Annotated in this window: 20 protein-coding genes; 3 read left to right on the top strand and 17 right to left on the bottom strand. The window is 44.7% G+C overall.

The features are described 5' to 3' along the window. Nucleotides 1-19: 19 nt before the first annotated feature. The 3 genes from ICN12_RS05220 to ICN12_RS05210 form a co-directional block, all read right to left on the bottom strand. Nucleotides 20-1,258 (bottom strand): class I SAM-dependent methyltransferase, encoded by a 1,239-nt coding sequence (locus ICN12_RS05220; RefSeq protein WP_216271223.1) that lies wholly within the window; start codon nt 1,256-1,258, stop codon nt 20-22. Nucleotides 1,259-1,282: 24 nt separating this feature from the next. Next, nucleotides 1,283-2,224, bottom strand: a complete 942-nt coding sequence (locus tag ICN12_RS05215; protein ID WP_216271221.1) for a GDP-L-fucose synthase family protein — start codon at nt 2,222-2,224, stop codon at nt 1,283-1,285. Between the two features lie 135 nt (nt 2,225-2,359). Continuing rightward, nucleotides 2,360-3,505: a hypothetical protein gene (locus ICN12_RS05210; RefSeq protein ID WP_216271219.1), complete on the bottom strand. Its 1,146-nt coding sequence runs from the start codon at nt 3,503-3,505 to the stop codon at nt 2,360-2,362. Between the two features lie 328 nt (nt 3,506-3,833). Between ICN12_RS05210 and ICN12_RS05205 the strand changes: the two genes are divergently transcribed. After that, nucleotides 3,834-4,766, top strand: a complete 933-nt coding sequence (locus ICN12_RS05205; protein ID WP_216271217.1) for a glycoside hydrolase family protein — start codon at nt 3,834-3,836, stop codon at nt 4,764-4,766. A gap of 19 nt (nt 4,767-4,785) precedes the next feature. On the opposite strand, the gene ICN12_RS05200 is transcribed toward ICN12_RS05205, so the two are convergent. From ICN12_RS05200 to plsY, 13 genes are all read right to left on the bottom strand, one after another. Beyond that, entirely contained in the window at nt 4,786-5,589 is an 804-nt protein-coding gene (locus ICN12_RS05200; RefSeq protein ID WP_216271216.1) for an FkbM family methyltransferase, read from the bottom strand. Between the two features lie 5 nt (nt 5,590-5,594). Continuing rightward, nucleotides 5,595-7,061, bottom strand: a complete 1,467-nt coding sequence (locus tag ICN12_RS05195; protein WP_216271214.1) for a hypothetical protein — start codon at nt 7,059-7,061, stop codon at nt 5,595-5,597. Beyond that, nucleotides 7,058-7,945, bottom strand: coding sequence for a hypothetical protein (locus ICN12_RS05190; RefSeq protein ID WP_216271211.1), 888 nt, complete (start codon nt 7,943-7,945; stop codon nt 7,058-7,060). The genes ICN12_RS05195 and ICN12_RS05190 overlap by 4 nt, the downstream gene beginning before the upstream one ends. Nucleotides 7,946-8,000: 55 nt before the next feature. Further along, entirely contained in the window at nt 8,001-8,879 is an 879-nt protein-coding gene (locus ICN12_RS05185) for a DUF6492 family protein (protein ID WP_216271204.1), read from the bottom strand. After that, nucleotides 8,872-9,846 (bottom strand): GDP-L-fucose synthase, encoded by a 975-nt coding sequence (fcl, locus tag ICN12_RS05180; RefSeq protein WP_216271203.1) that lies wholly within the window; start codon nt 9,844-9,846, stop codon nt 8,872-8,874. The genes ICN12_RS05185 and fcl overlap by 8 nt, the downstream gene beginning before the upstream one ends. A 40-nt stretch (nt 9,847-9,886) precedes the next feature. After that, nucleotides 9,887-11,017 carry a GDP-mannose 4,6-dehydratase gene (gene gmd, locus ICN12_RS05175; RefSeq protein ID WP_216271200.1) on the bottom strand — a complete coding sequence of 377 codons (1,131 nt, stop codon included), beginning with the start codon at nt 11,015-11,017 and terminating at the stop codon, nt 9,887-9,889. Nucleotides 11,018-11,074: 57 nt separating this feature from the next. Next, nucleotides 11,075-12,055, bottom strand: coding sequence for a GDP-mannose 4,6-dehydratase (locus ICN12_RS05170; protein ID WP_216271198.1), 981 nt, complete (start codon nt 12,053-12,055; stop codon nt 11,075-11,077). 20 nt (nt 12,056-12,075) lie between these two features. Further along, nucleotides 12,076-13,605, bottom strand: a complete 1,530-nt coding sequence (locus tag ICN12_RS05165) for a mannose-1-phosphate guanylyltransferase/mannose-6-phosphate isomerase (protein WP_216271196.1) — start codon at nt 13,603-13,605, stop codon at nt 12,076-12,078. 371 nt (nt 13,606-13,976) lie between these two features. Then, the gene (locus tag ICN12_RS05160) at nt 13,977-14,285 is read right to left on the bottom strand and encodes a high-potential iron-sulfur protein (protein ID WP_216225898.1); all 309 of its coding nucleotides are present in this window, start codon (nt 14,283-14,285) and stop codon (nt 13,977-13,979) included. 148 nt (nt 14,286-14,433) lie between these two features. Beyond that, entirely contained in the window at nt 14,434-14,667 is a 234-nt protein-coding gene (locus ICN12_RS05155) for a hypothetical protein (protein WP_216271195.1), read from the bottom strand. A gap of 10 nt (nt 14,668-14,677) precedes the next feature. Then, nucleotides 14,678-15,481, bottom strand: coding sequence for a GTP cyclohydrolase I (folE, locus tag ICN12_RS05150; protein ID WP_216271193.1), 804 nt, complete (start codon nt 15,479-15,481; stop codon nt 14,678-14,680). Between the two features lie 57 nt (nt 15,482-15,538). After that, a complete protein-coding gene (locus ICN12_RS05145) occupies nt 15,539-15,916 on the bottom strand; it encodes an MAPEG family protein (RefSeq protein ID WP_216271191.1) in 378 nt (125 codons plus the stop codon). After that, nucleotides 15,913-16,581: a glycerol-3-phosphate 1-O-acyltransferase PlsY gene (gene plsY / locus ICN12_RS05140; protein WP_216271189.1), complete on the bottom strand. Its 669-nt coding sequence runs from the start codon at nt 16,579-16,581 to the stop codon at nt 15,913-15,915. The genes ICN12_RS05145 and plsY overlap by 4 nt, the downstream gene beginning before the upstream one ends. 95 nt (nt 16,582-16,676) lie before the next feature. On the opposite strand from plsY, the gene vapB reads away from it, so the two are divergent. Together vapB and vapC are read left to right on the top strand one after the other, a co-directional pair. After that, complete coding sequence (gene vapB, locus ICN12_RS05135; protein ID WP_216271187.1) at nt 16,677-16,916, top strand: type II toxin-antitoxin system VapB family antitoxin; 240 nt, start codon at nt 16,677-16,679, stop codon at nt 16,914-16,916. Next, complete coding sequence (gene vapC / locus ICN12_RS05130) at nt 16,916-17,320, top strand: type II toxin-antitoxin system tRNA(fMet)-specific endonuclease VapC (RefSeq protein WP_216271185.1); 405 nt, start codon at nt 16,916-16,918, stop codon at nt 17,318-17,320. Before vapB ends, vapC begins: the two co-directional genes overlap by 1 nt. A 190-nt stretch (nt 17,321-17,510) precedes the next feature. On the opposite strand, the gene ICN12_RS05125 is transcribed toward vapC, so the two are convergent. Then, nucleotides 17,511-17,837 carry a type II toxin-antitoxin system HicB family antitoxin gene (locus ICN12_RS05125; RefSeq protein WP_216271183.1) on the bottom strand — a complete coding sequence of 109 codons (327 nt, stop codon included), beginning with the start codon at nt 17,835-17,837 and terminating at the stop codon, nt 17,511-17,513. Nucleotides 17,838-18,086: the final 249 nt, after the last annotated feature.

The following is an 18,086-nucleotide window of genomic DNA, read 5'->3' as shown; positions in this document are numbered from 1 at the left end:
AATTCCGCACGTAAAAATTTTAGAGATGAACAACTTGAAAATCGGGCAATGGAAAGACTAACTTTCTCCCCTTCATTGATCCTAAAGATTCAAAAAAAGCTCTAAAGTGCCATGGCAGCACTAGCAGGTAATCTGGATTAAAAGCTAGAACCTCAGCTTCGGGGGTCAACGGAATTAAAGTGCCAGGAGTGAACGATCCAAATTTATCACTATTGACTTCACCAATTTCCGAAATTAAATCTTCGGTGATTCCATAGTATTGAAGTAATACATTACCTTTGGTAGAGGCCCCTAATCCACAGACTCGCTTGCCTTCTGACTTTGCTTTTTTAAGAAAATTCATTAGGTCATTTCTAGCTTGCTCAACCCGTACTTTAAAAGCGTCAAAAGCTTCGGTCGTATCTAATCCAAGCTTCGTTTCATCTGCCAATATTTTATTTAACTTTTCGTGATTAGGCTCATACTTTGAGTCAACCTTAGCGCAGGTAATTGAAAAACTACCCCCATTCACATCATTGAATTCAACATCCAAAACTTTCAAGCCTGCTTTTTCTGCAATCCATAAAATTTGCTTCACGGCATAAAACTCTAGGTGCTCGTGACAAATCGTATCGAATGAATTTGTGCGGAGCATTGCAGGAAGATAGCTCTGCTCAAAAATCCAAACACCATCATCTGCCAGGGCACCTTCAATCTCTTTAGCAAAAGCAACTGGATCTTCAAGATCGTAAAACATTGAAAAAGAGGTAATGACTTTTGCCTTCTTATCACCCAATGCTTTTGTAACCGCATCTGCAGAAAAAAACTCTGGAATTAAGCGAATTTCTTTTGGATAGTATTCAGAAAACTTTAAGCCCGTTGGATCAATTCCCACCAAATCATATTCACCCTGAGGGTAGGCGCGTAAAGTAGTCGCATCATTACTCCCAATATCAATAATGAGATCATTCTTTTGAAGGATATTCATCTCCAAGACATTGGCGACCTTTGAATGCAAATGCTTCACCATGCTGGCATTAAGGCCTGATCGATAGCCATAATTTAAACCATACATCTCGCTCAAGTCATAGCTTTGTCTTAGCTGAACTAAACCACAGCCATTCGAACTGGTGCACTTCACTAACTCAACTGCTCCACTAGTGACTTTTTCAGTTTTTGTTTTAGGAAATACTCCTGTTAGCGCCTGGTTCTCTAGCAGCATTAAAGAGGTTAATTGATTCTCTCCACAAATCCGGCAATTTGTAATTATCTTTATCATTTTCTTTATATCTACCTTAAGCAATTATGAGTCATGACTTCTTTGTAAAAAATCTCTATAAGAAAATGCAATCCCATCATTCAATGAAGTTTTTGCTTTCCATCCCAAGCCAGCCATTCTCGAGACATCCATCAACTTGCGTGGAGTTCCATCAGGCTTACTGGCATCAAACACAATTTGCCCTTGAAAGCCGATCACATCCATTACTGTTTCGGCTAATTCACGAATAGTCACATCTTCACCAACGCCAACGTTATACATACCTTCGTCGATTCTATTTTCCATCAAGAAAATACAGGCGTCAGCCATATCGTCAACATACAAAAATTCACGATAAGGTTTTCCGGAGCCCCACACCACTAACTCCGAATCGCCCCTTAACTTGGCCTCGTGCGCTTTACGAATCAAGGCTGGCAGCACATGGCTTTTAGCCAAATCATAATGATCGTTGGGACCGTACAAATTAGTAGGCATCACACTTACAAAACGTGTTCCTGCGCCTTGGTTATAGACATTACATAATTCAATACCAGCAATTTTTGCTATCGCATAGGGCTCATTGGTTTTCTCGAGTGGCCCACTTAAGAAATATTCTTCCTTAATCGGCTGCGGACAATCGCGGGGATAAATACAACTGGAACCTAAAAAGCAAAACCACTTGGCGCCCTCTTTATGTGCCGCGTGCATGACATTATTTTGAACCATCAGGTTCTCATAAATAAATTCAGCAGGGTAAGTATTATTGGCCTGAATACCGCCCACCATCGCCGCTGCTAAAAAAACGTATTCGGGCTTTTCTGATTCAAAAAAATGATTCACTGACGCCTGATCTAACAAGTCTAATTCTTGATGGGTGCGAACCACTAAATTGGTATATCCACCCGACTCCAACCGCCTGACGATGGCAGAGCCTACCAAGCCCCTATGGCCAGCAACGTATATTTTGGAGTCTTTTGGAATTGTCATCGGAATATCAAAGTGCTAATTAATTACTCATACTCAAAGGCTCAAGCCCGCTAATGCCCGATCCCGCGCACCAGTTTGCACTGCTTTCCGGGCGCAGGTGCACTTCGACTCTTGGGTAGCGACTCCTCACCCTTTTCATTTCGCGCCAACGCCCTTGATGTTGATCCAGACCCGCTGGCCTAGGAGGGCCACCAGCGCCAGAAAGAGTGCCGCGATAAATCCGGCCGCAGTGAACTTGAGCATGCCGGGCTTTTTGGCCGTTGGCGTGCCGTCCTGGAGCAGGCCCCAGCGGAACCTGGCCTCATAGGAGAGTAGGCTGGTGCGAAGGTCGTCCACGAAGGCGAAGGCCTTGGGGTCGGCGCTCTTGATCTCGCCCCGAAACTTGGCCTCAAGCGCCAGGAGCTGCGTGTTGAGCTCGAGTCCGTTGTAGCTCTTGTCGATGAGCTCGCCCGAGCGCTCGAGCCAGAGCTTGATCTGCTCCTGCTGTGCCTGGTGATCCTTGAGTCGGGACAGGCTCTCGATGTTGTTGTTGATGTCGGTGTTGATCGCGATGATCTGGGTGTTGATTGGGAGGTACTTGGCGCCGGAGTCCTTGGGGTCAAATGCCTGGATGGAGCTGCGGGACTCCACCGGGAATCGTTTGCCCAAATCCTCTAAGCTCTTAAGGCGGGTCTTTTGGTATTCGAGCTCGATCAGGGTGGAGTTCACCTTGGACTCGATCCTGGCCTGGGCGCCCAGGAAGTCAGCCCTCTGGGTCGAGAACAGATCGCGGATGGCCATGTAGGCCCCGCCCTCACGAAAGAACTGGGTGATTGCGTCCGCACTCTGGGTCGCCGACTCCTTGGAGCCGCCCGACCCCTGAATCACTAGGAACAGGATCGAATTATTGGCATCCTTGACCTCGGCCCCGAGGTCCTTGATGTCGGCCTTGGTGAGAGAGAAAACTGGAGTTAGGGCCTTTTTCCAGAACTCGGGGTTGCTCATGGACCTGTACTGGCCTACCTTGCCCTCGGGGGCCTGATTTTTTTCGAGGATTTCAGCGGCCAGGTTGGGGAGCGTGGCTTGGAGGGACTTGATTGACAGGATTCCGAGCCTCTCGTTATTGCGTAGGTTGATGCTGACCTGATAGGAGGCCACCAGGAACCAGAAACCTAAGCCCAGCACGGCTCCAGCTAGGGCGGCGGCGGCCAGTTTTTTCCAGGAATCAGATAGGAATGAGAGGATATCCAGGAGGGAGATTTCTGAGTCTGGGTTTTCCGGCCTTACATCTACTGACATCATCAACCTTATTGATATATTTGGGGGTTTGTTATGGATATTGTAAACAATTCAGGGGTCTTCCTCGCTAAATCGGGTTTATCCCTCAAAATCTCTTCATACAGCGTAAATTCTATTTATCGCTAAAAACCTACCTGAAGATAGAAACCGGCCCTTTCTGGGGATGGGCTTTGTGCGGCAGGCACTTTTGGCTCTCTGGGCAATCCTATATGATCGCAAGATTGACCAACTTTAATGCGTTCTAGGGCAAATTCCATTGAAAAACCCCATTCGAATCGATCACCTCCTGCTTAGGCTGATTTTTGGCCGGAATTGGCGTCAAAAACTCTGGATGTCTAAACGCGATAAATCAGAGCTGGCTGGGCGTATTGCCATGGCATCGGCACAGGTCTTAACCCAATCTTTTGATCTCGATCCCATCAAAATCAGCACATCGGGGCTTAATCCATCGGTAAATCCGAGCATTATCAAAACGCCATCCGGATACCTCATGGTAGCCAGATCATCACGTCTGCGCTGTTACGACGATGTTGACTACATTGAAAATAGCGCCAAAATTGATGACATTAACTATATCTACACCTTAGACAATGCATTTAAGGTGATTACTAGCTCTGCGCTAGACGAGCGTTTATTGCGAGATGCGGGCTTTTGCATCAAACATTGTATGAGCGATACCCGTTTATTTTATTGGCAAGATAAGCTTTGGGGGATTGGCGCAGCAGCCCAACTACAAGGGCAAAAAGAGGTAGTTAAACAAGTACTTTTTTGCATTGAAAAGAATGTAGTGGTTGATGCCATCTCCCTTGACTCCCCCACCGGATTTTCATTGGAGAAAAATTGGACACCCATAGTTCAGGATGGGGTCTTAAATTTAATCTATAGCTTCTCACCTTTAAACCTCATCAAAATTGAAGGTAGAACAGCGGTTGTTCAGGGAAGCCTTCGAAAGATCACCAACCATGATGCTAGGGGAGGCACCCAGCTCATCGAATATCAAGGCGGGTATCTGGGGCTAGTACATCAAGCACCCAATATGTGGAATGGCAGAAGATCGTATACCCACAGCTTTGTTTGGTTTACCAAGGACTTGGAGTTACTTGAAATCAGTGAGCCTTTTTATCTGCAAAGAAAAGGTCTCGAGTTTGCGGCTGGCATTTGCCAAGATGAAGGTGGAATTATCGTGTCTTACGGAGTGGCAGATCGCGCTTGCCGGGTTCTTAGAATTCCGGATAGAGTCATTGAGCGCTATCTGACAATTTAGAGGGTCTACCTAAGCAAGTCTAGGAAGATTTTTCCAGCATGGCGTCATTCACCATGATGCAATCGATTTCTACCATGTCGGGAAAGCCCCCACCATTATTGGGCACTAGGGATCCCAAGGTAAATCCAAGGGATTCATAAAAAGAAATGGCCTCCCTAAAATCAATGGATTCTTGATAGAGCTTTTGCACTGCCAACTCACTTTGCAGACCTAAAAAATTCGAGATGATGTTTTTCCCACCGCGAGCTACCCGAACATCAAAGCCTTGTGTATCCATTTTCAGAAATGGCCTTACAAATTGATATTGGGCCTTTAGTCGGGAATAAGCCTCTTCTAGCGTTTCTTTTTGCACTTGAATAATATTGATTGACTTATTGGCATCTTGAAAATTAGCATTTGCCTCATGACTTGGGGTACCCAATGAGCTAAATTGGTCGCCTTGCATAATATTAAATTCGCCAACACCCCCAACTTCATCAAGGGCAATTTGCTCAACCGTCCATAGCGGATCATGCAAGGCCAATTTTCTAATCTTATCCGCGGCAGAAGGGATGGGCTCAAAAGAAATAATCCGCCCTTGATACCCGACATGCTTTCTGAGCATCTGTGCATATTGCCCATTGTTAGCCCCCACATCAAATACACAGTCCACGTTTAAGAAGGGAAGCAATCGACTTAAGTAAATTTTTTCTGGCAGGGTGTGTAAATCGGCGCGGTTAAGTAAGGTGAGATTAAATATCTTTTCATCCAAGAAACGCTCTAACTTTTTAAACGGCTTAAAGCATCGATCCATCACCTGAGAAAGTATTGTCTGTTTTTGCATATTGCTTAATGGTTTGTAGGTGGAATTGGCTTCCCAATTCCACCTGAGTCATCGACGCGGGAAGCCGAAGAGATCTTTACCTTCAAACTCAAGGTTGAAGTAAAAACAATCAGGAAAATAAAGGCATTTACAAAGACTTCCGAGGAAATTTCTTTTACTAAAAAGACGGCGGATAGAATGGGCAAAGCCCAGCGTCCAATCAATAGCCAAGGTGCGGGCGATGCCTTGCTATTACTCCAAGTTAAAAGGATTGCTGCCCCCAATAGAAATAGGCCAGGAAGGCCGTATCCCAACGTAAAGTCTAGCCAGGCACTGTGACTCCAGCTCATCTCTGAATCGGGCCACTTTTCTTTGCAGAGCCTACCAAAAGATAAACTCAATAACCCATAACCCAGCGGCCGCTCAACTACAAACCGAGTGCCTACAATGGCCCAAGAAATTCGTTCATAGTTAGACGCACTCACGGGCTGACCCAAGTCGTTTAATGGGTAACCCTTCGCTTGGATACGGTTATAGCGCCAATTGTCTAGCCGATCCACCTGTTGAACTGCGACCTTGGTATCTGCGATCAGTGATAGCCATTGTGAATTTTGCTTAAAAGATCCCCATAAGATCCATGCAGAAGAGCATATAGCAAGCAAAAAGATGGCTAGAGTCAACCAAGAGAAATTGCGCACTACAGCCAAACCAATCAATATGAATGCCGTCAGCAATAAAGCCAGGCTAAAAAATGTCCCTAGGCGATCGTTTTCAATATAAAAAATGAGTAGCGTGAATGGAATACAGGCTAAATATAAGAAACTATTGAAAAAGCTGAAAGTCTTATTCTTTAAGCGCATCACCACCAAACCAATGCTGACTGCTACCGCAGGTAAGCAAAAGAAAACATACCATGCTCGCGAAATACCCATTTGACTGCCCATATGATCCGGATCTAGGATCAAATAAATAGGCACGGCAAAACCATATTTTTGACCCATCAGGGTAGTGCCCCACTTCACAAAATAAGTAACCGCCGGCAAGAGCAGTCCAATAAATACGATATTCCAATAACGCCTTGTTTTAACGGGATCATTTGCATAACTCAATAAGCCCAAGCCAAGACCTAAAGCAAAGGGGATGCTTAATGCTATTTTTTTCCAGATCTTGGTGTACTCAGCATATTGCCCCTCGTAATCCACTCCAATAAAAAAAAGATGGATGCTTACCCAAATCAATAGCAAGACCATGAGTGCGATGGGCGCAGCGCGCCGCTGGATCAAGATTCGCCAATTAGGAAAAATAATAAAAAGACTTAAAAATGCTCCTACGATTAAGCTGAAATTTCGAATAAAAATCGTGTTTGGAAGAATCCACACCCCATAGAGAATGGCAGACAACACACATAAGGCGGTCACCAGCACGCCTGAAGGGCGCCGAATTTCTAAAAGGTGATGATTGAGGTTTGCAGTCACTTGTACAGTGAGCCTCAATAATTGCAGTCAGACATAATCTTCTGGACAGTTGCCACAGCTGGTGGATGCCCATGGCGATCATACAAAAAGTAGCGCGGCCCGACATATAGATCATTGAGCTCTACAGGAATATCATCAAATAGGTGCCCATATGCGCGATCAACAAAGAATGCATTGGATCCAGTATGAGAATTGCAGCAAACCAACCTGTAATTGAATTTCTCAAGCAAACTATTAAAGCTGGCTAATGAGGCGCCAAAATAGTCGTCGCCCACCCATTCATGAGAGGGGTTGTAATCAATCTTGAACTCAACCGGTGGTGGAAATTTACCGTTGTATTCCACAATGAATAGTTTGGGTCTAAGTCCTGCATCTAGCATGGCTTCCGCTAGGTAAATATCATTGCCATCCAAATCAAGCGATATCACATCAACCTTATCCTGCTGCAGATTTGCCAAACCCCTCTTTGCCAGAGCGGCAACATTTTCCAGGGTAATCCACTCCTTAATATATTGAAATCGGTCCTGACTAGTTTTTTTGACATCAAATAATAATTCTTGAGCGCCGATCCAAATACCCTTCCAGCCTAAAGCGGCCAAAATGAGGGTGTTGTTCTCCATACCATCGCCAACGCCTAGCTCCAAATAGACACCGTCACTCAGACCATTGATTCTTCGGAGAATTTCTAAAGTAATGCCATCCTCATCGGTTTGGGAAAAGCATTTCTTTCCAAACTGATTCAGAGGGTTTTTGCTGGCTGCCTGCAGCGCCTTGGTTTGATCCAAGAGCTGGAGATTTTGAAAATATTTAATTGAATTTTCAAAATCTTTTAACTGATATGGCAAGTTGATTAAATTACGCAACTTACCTAAGAATTTCTTCTTACTATGAAGGGTAGACATGTATTCGTATTAACCTATGTATATTGATACTAGCTATTTGATAACTAGAAACCGTTTAGACCTTAGCCCCTGTTGAAGATTGCAGGCCCAATAAAAACCTTCTCATCGCCATCTTTAGCTGATTGCGAATACCCAATTTGAGATCCCATGCCTCGAAGCTAATAAAGTCATAAGAATTAGCTAAGCCGCGCCATACTGCCGCAGAAAGCTTGAGTGGATTGCCCACTAAACTTAATCCATTGCGATACCAAGGGCGGTCACTAATCACAATATCATTGCGATGGTGATGCCAGATCCAAGTTCCTAGGGTTTCAAACTCAGCAAATCCAGCGGGCTCTGATGGATCTACATAAGACAAAATGGCATCCATCCAAGGAAGTTGCGCATTTTTTTCCAAAGACTGAAACAATTCGCGTGCCCAAGCCACTTTCAGAACAAGGCTTTGCGCAATGAATGAAAATGTCTGCGTACGCTTCAAGCCTAATGCTCTCTCCAGAAAATCAAAATACGATTTTCTAAACTCTTCACCGCGGTAATAGACTAGCTGCCCATTAGTACCAATAAATTCCAAATTCTTTAAGGGGACGGTATCGGCATCCCATATCAATACGACATCACTATCCTTGTGAGTCAACACCGCAGCAATTTTGATGAACTGCTGTAAATACCACCCCACTCGATGTTGATTTGTACTATCTAGCATTTGGGCAATTCTTGCCTTGGCATCACCAACGTAATCAGATTCAGGCTTGACGTGGTATGGCGCGCAAGTCACCTTAGAAAATAGCTCAACCTCTTTATCTGGAACAATTACCAAATAAGAGTCCGCCTTGATAAATTGCACAACATGCTTTGCGGCCACAGTCCAGACGTCAATATCCTTGGAGGAGCAAACGGATATCACCTGAGCTATCACTGGCAATTGACTAGCCATCTCTGTGACCAGCTAAAAATTCAGCATAGGCATTCATCAAGCCCTGTGCTAACTCAACCCTCGGAGTCCAGCCCAATTGATTTAATTTAGAGGAATCCATCCACTTGCGTGGAGTACCGTCAGGCTTGCTGGTATCAAAAGCGATATTTCCTTGATAGCCAACAGCATTACCAACCGCTTTTGCCAAATCTGCAATCGTGACATCACTGCCATATCCCACATTGATATGACTTTCCATTGGCGATGTGTGCTGATCATAGATCGCCTTATCCAGATCCATCACAAATACCGACGCTGCAGCCATGTCATCCACATACAGAAACTCGCGCTTAGGTGTTCCCGTACCCCAAATCACTACTTCAGGTGCATTAGCCACCTTCGCCTCATGAAATCGCCTAATGAGCGCCGGAATCACATGGCTATTTTCGGGGTGGTAATTATCTCCAGGGCCATAGAGGTTGGTGGGCATGACCGAGCGGTAATCCACCCTATGGCTTTGGCCATACTGGCGGTTATAACTTTCACACATCTTGATGCCGGCAATCTTCGCAATCGCATAGGGCTCATTGGTTGGCTCTAACTTACCCATTAAGAGCGCATCCTCAGACATAGGCTGGGGAGCAAGCTTGGGATAAATACAGCTTGAACCCAAAAATAACAGCTTTTTTACACCACTAAGAAATGCCTGATGAATAACATTATTCTGCACCATCAGGTTGTCATAAATGAACTCAGCCGGATAAGTATTGTTCGCATGAATGCCGCCTACTTTTGCAGCAGCAAGATAGACTTGGTCTGGTTTTTCAGCTTCAAAGAAACTGGCTACTTGTGACTGATTGGTTAAATCCAACTCAGAATGCGTTCTGGTGACAATATTGTTGTAGCCCTTGGCTTGCAGATTGCGAACGATTGCTGAGCCCACCATCCCGCGATGACCGGCTACATAAATCTTTTGATTGAAATCCATGCTTGTCTATTTATCTTATTTCTGTATTGATATTTTGGATTTAATTCTCTTTACCAACCGCGACTGAGTAACCATGCTTTTCTAGTAAAGCATGCTGCTTGGCCTTTTCTAAATCATTTGCCACCATCTCCACAATCATTTGATCGAGGGTGATTTCTGGAACCCAGCCCAGCTTTGTTTTTGCTTTAGTGGGATCACCTAATAATGTTTCCACTTCAGTTGGTCGGTAATAGCGTGGGTCGATCTGCACAATCACATCACCTACTTTTAGTGCCGGGGCTTTGTCGCCATCAATACTAGCAACGATGGCTTTTTCATTTTCAGCAGTGCCTTCAAACTTGAGCGTAATGCCCAACTGTTTGGCGCTACGGATAATAAATTCTCTGACGGTGAACTGCACCCCAGTAGCAATCACAAAATCTTCTGGTTTGTCTTGCTGGAGCATCAACCACTGCATACGCACATAGTCTTTGGCATGACCCCAGTCTCGCAGGGCATCGATATTGCCCATGAACAGACATTTCTCCAAGCCCTGGGAAATATTCGCTAAACCACGAGTCACCTTACGCGTGACAAAAGTCTCACCTCGGCGCTTAGATTCATGATTAAAGAGGATGCCATTACAGGCATACATGCCATACGCTTCACGATAGTTCACGGTAATCCAGTAGGCATACATCTTGGCTACTGCATAAGGGCTTCTTGGATAAAACGGAGTGGTTTCTTTTTGGGGGATTTCTTGCACCAAGCCATAGAGCTCAGAAGTCGAGGCTTGATAGAAGCGGGTTTTCTTTTCCAGACCGAGGATGCGAATAGCTTCCAGCATCCGCAGTGGGCCCATTGCATCTACATCAGCTGTGTACTCAGGTGATTCAAAAGAAACAGCTACATGCGATTGCGCGCCCAAGTTATAAATCTCGTCGGGCTGGCATTCTTGAATAATGCGCACCAAATTACTGGTATCCGTCAAATCACCGTAGTGCAAGATTAAATCTGGGTGATTGACATGCGGGTCTTGATATAAATGATCGATGCGCTCGGTATTAAAAGAAGAGGCGCGGCGCTTAATACCGTGAACGATGTAACCCTTTTCTAACAGGAACTCAGCAAGGTAAGAACCATCTTGGCCGGTGATGCCGGTGATAAGGGCGACTTTTTGATTATTTTTCATAGCTTCAGTTTTATTATTTAGATCGATTAAATCAAGTTAAGCTTCTTAGAGAAGTCATTATAAAGATTGGTACATTCTTTTCACCACCTCAATACCCTTGGTGGAGGCCTTCCAACCCAATACATTTTGTGCCTTACTAGCGTCGGCCCTTCCAATTGCCAAATCGGTGGGACGAAACAAGCTGGGATCTTGGAGAACATGATCTTTCCAATTCAAGTTGGCTTGCTCAAATGCGGTTTTTACAAACTCTTCGAGAGTAATAGTGGTACCAGTGGCTATAACAAAGTCTTCTGGTTTCTCTTGTTGCAGCATCAACCACATCGCCTCGACATATTCTGGAGCCCAGCCCCAATCCCTAGCAATATCTAAGCGACCGAGCTTTAACCTCTCTTTGCTACCCTGAGCAATACGTTTTACCGCTCGAATAATTTTCTGCGTTACAAAGCGCTCTGGGCGCAAGGGAGATTCATGATTAAACAAAATACCAGTACAGGCAAATAAACCATATGCATCGCGGTAGTTATTCACCAACCAATAGGCAGATGTTTTTGCAACTGCATAAGGGCTCATTGGGTAAAACGGTGTCGACTCATTTGCTGGCTCGCCATGCGTATCACCAAAACACTCACCAGAGCCAGCGTGATAAATCTTAATTTGCCCGCTCTTCTCTTCCATTATTCGGCAACCCTCTAGGATATTGAGAGTTCCTAAGGTAATACTCTGAATCGTTTCAGCAGGTTGCTCAAAAGATAAGCCTACGGAAGACTGGCCCGCTAAATAGTAAATCTCATCAGGATTGCTCTTGCGCAAGGCAACCAACACACTCCGAAAATCTTCCGGAACCATCGAGATGTAACTAATCTGATCTTTGATGCCAAGTTTTTCAAGGTTCGAGAAAGAAGAGCCCTGTACGTCTCTGGAAGTACCAAAAACGGTGTAGCCTTTTTGCAAAAGCAACTCGGCCAAGTAACTGCCGTCCTGACCGCTTACACCGCAAATTAAAGCGGTCCGCTTATTTGTATTGCTGGACTGATTCATTGTCAGATTGGAAGCGCCCATTACTTCGAGCGCCCATAAGTATCTTCAAATCTCACAATATCGTCTTCACCAAGATAGCCACCCGATTGCACCTCAATAATCTCTAAAGCAGTTTTGCCAGGATTAGCCAAACGATGGGTTTGCCCCTGAGGAATGTAAGTACTTTGATTTTCAGTGAGCATGATGACCTTGTCACCATTGGTAATCTCTGCGGTACCTTTGACCACAATCCAATGCTCAGCGCGATGGTGATGCATTTGCAATGAGAGGCTTGCTCCAGGCTTTACCTGAATACGTTTGACTTTAAAACGTTCGCCTTCATCCACGCTGTCATACCAGCCCCAAGGTCTTGCGACCTTACGATGCAAGTTCTTCTCTTCACGCTGCTGTTGCTCTAACTGAATGACAATATTTTTAACATCTTGACTATTAGCGCGATCGGCCACCAATACTGCATCCGCAGTCTCAATAATGACCAAGTTATCAATACCTACGGTACCCACTAAGCGACTGCTAGCATGCACTAAGGAATTGTTGGTATTACTTAACAAGGTATCGCCACTAGTGACATTGCCCTTGTCATCTTTTTTACCCACTTGCCACACCGCATCCCAAGCACCTAAATCATTCCAGCCAGCATCGAGCTCAACCATCTTAATGGTGAATAATCCATTAGATCCAGGGCATTTTTCTATTACCGCATAGTCAATGGACTCGCTCGGAATCGACTTGAAGATCTCTTTATCTGGGCGCACAAACTCGGTATCGCCCGATTGATCAGAAGTTCTTGCGACCCAAGCAGTTTCTGTAGCACCCAAAATGTCGGGACGAAATTCTTTCAATGCGGCAAGCCAAGTGCTGGCACGCAAAACAAACATACCGCTATTCCAGAAATAATGGCCATTCTCTAAATAAGATTGTGCAGTTTTTGCATCCGGCTTTTCTGCAAATTGCTCCACGGCAAACTCACCATGGACACCTTGAGCGCCACCCTTCTTAATATAGCCATAACCGGTTTCTGGCGCAGTTGGCGTAATGCCTAAGATGGCAATCGTTTTCTTGGTCTCATCAGATACGACAACATTGATACAGTCTTGCAGTGCCTTAGTAAAGGCGGGACCATTTTGGATAGTTTGATCGGCAGGCGTAATTACCAAAATCGGATCAGATGCATTTTTCTCGCTTGCATACAGCGCAGCCAAGGTCAGCGCTGGAGCAGTATTGCGACCAGTTGGCTCTAACAATAAGGTTGCTTGTATATGGGGTAATTCACGTAACTGATCAAGCACCAGAAAGCGATGCTCTTCATTAGTGACAATCAGTGTTTGACCAATAGCCATATTTGAAGACTGTGAATTTCCAGCTCCCAAAGCATTTAATCGCTCTACCGCCTGCTGAAAGAGACTTTTTGTTGAATCGTCACCCGACAGCACCAAAAACTGCTTTGGGAAGCCTGAACGAGACAAGGGCCAAAGACGGGTTCCTGACCCACCACAAAGGATGACCGGCAAAACTTGAGTTGCTGGATTGGCGGAACTTGTGTTGGTCATGGGCAAATGTACAAAGCCTTTATGTTTTTTGTAAATAAGTCATGATTTTATAGGCTTTATTATCGCAATTTGGCTTTATTGGAGTTTACATAGCCCCATAACTTCATTGAGGAGCGCTCCCAAGCTCTAAAAAGAGAAATGGCGAAAAAGACCACACCTATGGCCTCCAGAATTGCATCACTTCGGTAGTGATAAATGCGCGAAATTCATTTCAAGTTACTGTTTTTAAAGAATTAATTTAGACTATTAGTATAGCAAGCGCTAAGCTCAATCTTAGGAGCGCACTAAAGCTGATTTAGAAAATAAAATGGCACCCTAGGGTGCCATTTGTACTAATTGCCATCAATAGAGGCAATTTAACTTCTTAGCCATTAAGCCTTCTTAGCGTAAGCAGAACACCAGCCTGCGCCAGCTACTTGCTTGCCTGCAAATAGTGAGCAACCACCAGCAGCAGAGCCAGCTTTACCTTGGTACAAAGCACAGTTATCGCACTTTTGACCAGCAGCATACTTTGCAAACTTTGCTTTATCTACTTTTGAAGCATCAGCTTTGTAACCCAATGCAGCAGCTTGTGGATCGGTTTCAGCAACCATGGCTTGGGCTTGAACTTTACCGTTCAAAGCCAATGTACAAGCACCAGCAGCGGACAAAATCATAAATTGGCGACGACTATTTTTCATACGTTCTCCAGAGAGTGAAAGACAACAAAATATGTAACTCAATGGATCATAGAACAGAAGAGTTTACTCAGCTATAGGGAATCTAAGTAGTTGATTTATTTGAATATTTTATTGAGAACTATTCTCAAATTGAATTTGCCGCGCAGAACTAATGCCAGCCCTTTAGATTCATACAAGAAATGCGTTGCTTGATATGGGCGCCTGACCCAGCTTCTGGATAGGACTGGGCGCAATCTATAGCATCTTGACGAAAGGCTGCCTTGTTGTTTTTAGCGGGGTCGCTGTTCACATCGGGATATAAAGAGCATCCCCATAGGAACATCCCCACCAAAAGTCCGATGGTGGTCCCGAGTAAAGCTCTCAGTAGCTTAGGGAATGCCATGCCTATGCCCCTACCTCTTATCAAGAAGAGATAAAAACTCTCTACGCAAGTTAGAGTCTTTAAGGAAAGCGCCACGCATCACGCTATTGACCATCTTTGAATCACGATCTTTCACGCCACGCCACTGCATGCAGAAGTGATCTGCATCCATCACGATCGCCACACCAATTGGCTTAATTTTCTTCTCAAGCATATCGGCCAATTCCACTACTGCCTCCTCCTGGATTTGCGGCCTACACATGACCCACTCCGTTAAACGGGAGTACTTTGATAATCCAATCAGTGCGGACTCTTTGCTCGGCAATACCCCAATCCAAATGCGGCCCATGATGGGGCAAAGGTGATGTGAGCAAGCACTACGAACAGTGATCGGGCCGATGATCATCAACTCATTCAAGCGGCTAATGTTTGGGAACTTGGTTAAGGTTGGCTGCTCTACATAGCGGCCATTAAAGACTTCTTTCACAAACATCTTGGCAACACGACGACTGGTATTTTGAGTGTTGTGATCACCTTCTGTATCGATCACCAAACTCTCTAATACTGCCTGCATCTTTTCAGCGACTTCATCTACTAAGCCCTCTAATTCTCCTGGCTGAATAAACCTGGAAATATTGTCATTCGCATGAAAGCGTGCTTTTTGAGCCTCGATACGGCGACGGATGACCACGGACAAAGGGGTGCCAGCATCACTTTTTACGCTAGTCACTTTTTTAGCAGGTGCCTTCTTAGCTACTGCCGTCTTTTTCAATACTTGCTTTGTTGCTAGCAATTTCTTTGTGGGGGTCTTAGCAGGAATTTTTTTAGTGGCCATAGATCAATTGCGTCTCGTGAGTTTCTAAATTACTTTTTTAGCTTTTATTTACAGTTTTCAGATGGATATCTGAAAGAAGATGGTCACCACACAAACAATACCAATCAACCAAACAATCGATCTTGCCGTAGACCAGTTAGCAACATAACAAATGAGGTAAGCGATGCGTGCCACTACAAAGCCAAGAGCGAGTAAATCTACTCTAAGCTGAGGTGCATTCCCTATGTGCGCGATGATTACTGCCGCAAAAAATAGCGGGAGGGATTCAAAGAGATTGGCTTGAGCCGCATTAGCACGCGCCCGAAAACCGGTTTGCTTTGCCAGCCACTGACGCGGTGCGCCATTGTCATAAGCCTCAAAACCTTTTTTAGCGATACCTGCAGCTACATAGGGCAATAAGCCCATGAACAGCACGCAAGCAAAAGCAATGGTCATGATTGACCTTGAGTGTTTGTATCAACCTGAGCTTGTGCTTTATCTTTTTTAGAGCCAATGCGTGACTCCGTGCCATTCAGTAATTTTTGAATATTGCTACGATGCCGCCAGATGAGTAAGAAGCAAACTACTAAAAGTGCAATGCCCATTGGCTGAAAGCCAAACAAAAACACAAAGTAAACAGGACCAAACACGGCAGCGGCCAAAGCAGCAAGAGAGGAGTAGCGTATAAACATCGCCACGATGATCCAAGTAGCCAAAGTAGCTGCACCTAAGATCCAATTGATGCCAAACAAGATGCCGCAGGCGGTAGCAACCCCTTTACCACCCTTAAAGCCATGAAATACTGGAAACAAGTGGCCCAAGAAAACCGCAATCACCACGCCGCATAAAACCCAGGATCCCAAAGTAGATGTTAGGGACTCATCACCCAATAGAACTCTAGCCAACATCACAGCTAAGTATCCCTTCAGCGCATCGCCAACCAAAGTCAGCACTGCGGCCAGCTTATTGCCCGTCCTCAGGACATTAGTGGCGCCAGGATTACCAGAACCATAAGAATGGGGATCGGGCAAACGCATGCATTTGCTCACCACCACCGCGAATGAGATCGAGCCTATGAGGTAGGCAATGGGTATTAATAGCAGGTCTAAAGTGAAAGTCATGTTCATATCTTAAACACTTCTCTTGGGAATGTTTTTTGGCATACTAGCCTTGCTTGAAATACTATATACTACTGCTATATACAAAAGGATATGCCATGTCAATCACCATTACGACAGTGTTTACCAATAATCGCAGTCAAGCTGTTAGATTGCCTGCCCAAGCCCGCTTACCCGATGAAGTGAAGAAAGTCATTGTCCGCATTCGTGGTCGTGAACGCATTATTACGCCCCTTGAAAATACCTGGGATAACTTTTTTCTAAGCGGGCCATCCATATCTGACGACTTTATGAACCAGCGTGGAGAGCAAAAACCTGCAGAGCGAGAAAGTCTGTAATGCTCAAGTATTTACTCGATACCAATATTGTGATTTATGTACTTAAACGTAGGCCAATTGAAGTGTTGAAAATATTCAATACAAATGCAAGTCGAATGGCAATTTCTAGCATCACCCTATCCGAGTTAATGTATGGCGCAGAAAAGAATTCAAATGCTGCTCAGAATTTAGAAGCAATTGAAGAATTCATAAGCCATCTCGAAGTCATTCCGTATGATGCAAAGGCATCTCAACACTACGGTCAAATTAAAGCAACGTTAGAGAGAAAAGGTGAAATTATTGGTGAGAACGATATTCACATTGCCGCCCATGCAATTAGCCAGGGGCTCATTCTAGTGACGAATAATTTACGAGAATTTAAAAGGGTTTCAAACCTAGCTCTAGAGAACTGGGTTAAGCCCTAGATCTGCAGGAGCACTTCATATACTCAGTTAAGCGCTCCTAGGGTGATGCTGCTGAAGTATCAATTGAAGACCTTCCCTAGCTTCATGGGTATAAATCTGGGTAGCAACACAAGCAGAGTCTTGGAGCTAAGAATGACTTACGCGCTTACTTACCTATGAAGTGCGCAGGGGTAACAGGCATGAGACTCAGTCACGCCGCCTGCAGCACATCAGAGACCCAAGCATTAATACTTTTTCCAGACGCCTGCGCAACTCTCGCCACTTTTGCATGAATTTCAGGTGAAATGCGCAACAGCAACTTTCCAGAATATGGTTTTTGTGGCTTTACACCATGCATCTCAGACATAGTGATATACCCATCAACCGCTGATTCGAAGGCTTTAATTAGCTCTGAAACAGACTCGCCATGAAAAGAGACGATGTCCGTAATGCCAGTCAAGTGGCCAACAAAAATACGGTCATCGGCATCAAACTCAACATTGGCGGAATAATTTTTATAACTTAGCGGTTTGTTCATGGCTTAACTCCTATTAGAACCAAAAAACTTTGAACATCTTTTACATGATACCTCTTTGCTTCTTTGCCAGGATGAGGCCTGTGTAAATCTAATCGATGATTATTCATCAAAAAACTTACCCTTGAACCGTCGCCCTCACCCTCACCCTCAACGCATTGACTACCGACTGCCACTAACAATAATTCAGTCTTTCTCCACTCTATTGCTGCTGAAGTGGGTTTGGCAAACACTGCTTGGAGGGTTTTCTGG

Source organism: Polynucleobacter sp. AM-25C3, from assembly GCF_018882335.1.
Taxonomy (GTDB): Bacteria; Pseudomonadota; Gammaproteobacteria; order Burkholderiales; family Burkholderiaceae; genus Polynucleobacter.
Note: the sequence above shows the minus strand (reverse complement) of the source record. Positions and strands in the feature narration are given on the sequence as shown.

Bases quoted from the DNA above. Each gene is read 5' to 3' on its own strand.
- ICN12_RS05220 (WP_216271223.1), bottom strand. From the start codon at position 1,258: ATGATAAAGATAATTACAAATTGCCGGATTTGTGGAGAGAATCAATTA.
- ICN12_RS05215 (WP_216271221.1), bottom strand. From the start codon at position 2,224: ATGACAATTCCAAAAGACTCCAAAATATACGTTGCTGGCCATAGGGGC.
- ICN12_RS05210 (WP_216271219.1), bottom strand. From the start codon at position 3,505: ATGATGTCAGTAGATGTAAGGCCGGAAAACCCAGACTCAGAAATCTCC.
- ICN12_RS05205 (WP_216271217.1), top strand. From the start codon at position 3,834: ATGTCTAAACGCGATAAATCAGAGCTGGCTGGGCGTATTGCCATGGCA.
- ICN12_RS05200 (WP_216271216.1), bottom strand. From the start codon at position 5,589: ATGCAAAAACAGACAATACTTTCTCAGGTGATGGATCGATGCTTTAAG.
- ICN12_RS05190 (WP_216271211.1), bottom strand. From the start codon at position 7,945: ATGTCTACCCTTCATAGTAAGAAGAAATTCTTAGGTAAGTTGCGTAAT.
- ICN12_RS05185 (WP_216271204.1), bottom strand. From the start codon at position 8,879: ATGGCTAGTCAATTGCCAGTGATAGCTCAGGTGATATCCGTTTGCTCC.
- fcl (WP_216271203.1), bottom strand. From the start codon at position 9,846: ATGGATTTCAATCAAAAGATTTATGTAGCCGGTCATCGCGGGATGGTG.
- gmd (WP_216271200.1), bottom strand. From the start codon at position 11,017: ATGAAAAATAATCAAAAAGTCGCCCTTATCACCGGCATCACCGGCCAA.
- ICN12_RS05170 (WP_216271198.1), bottom strand. From the start codon at position 12,055: ATGAATCAGTCCAGCAATACAAATAAGCGGACCGCTTTAATTTGCGGT.
- ICN12_RS05165 (WP_216271196.1), bottom strand. From the start codon at position 13,605: ATGACCAACACAAGTTCCGCCAATCCAGCAACTCAAGTTTTGCCGGTC.
- ICN12_RS05160 (WP_216225898.1), bottom strand. From the start codon at position 14,285: ATGAAAAATAGTCGTCGCCAATTTATGATTTTGTCCGCTGCTGGTGCT.
- ICN12_RS05155 (WP_216271195.1), bottom strand. From the start codon at position 14,667: ATGGCATTCCCTAAGCTACTGAGAGCTTTACTCGGGACCACCATCGGA.
- folE (WP_216271193.1), bottom strand. From the start codon at position 15,481: ATGGCCACTAAAAAAATTCCTGCTAAGACCCCCACAAAGAAATTGCTA.
- ICN12_RS05145 (WP_216271191.1), bottom strand. From the start codon at position 15,916: ATGACCATTGCTTTTGCTTGCGTGCTGTTCATGGGCTTATTGCCCTAT.
- plsY (WP_216271189.1), bottom strand. From the start codon at position 16,581: ATGACTTTCACTTTAGACCTGCTATTAATACCCATTGCCTACCTCATA.
- vapB (WP_216271187.1), top strand. From the start codon at position 16,677: ATGTCAATCACCATTACGACAGTGTTTACCAATAATCGCAGTCAAGCT.
- vapC (WP_216271185.1), top strand. From the start codon at position 16,916: ATGCTCAAGTATTTACTCGATACCAATATTGTGATTTATGTACTTAAA.
- ICN12_RS05125 (WP_216271183.1), bottom strand. From the start codon at position 17,837: ATGAACAAACCGCTAAGTTATAAAAATTATTCCGCCAATGTTGAGTTT.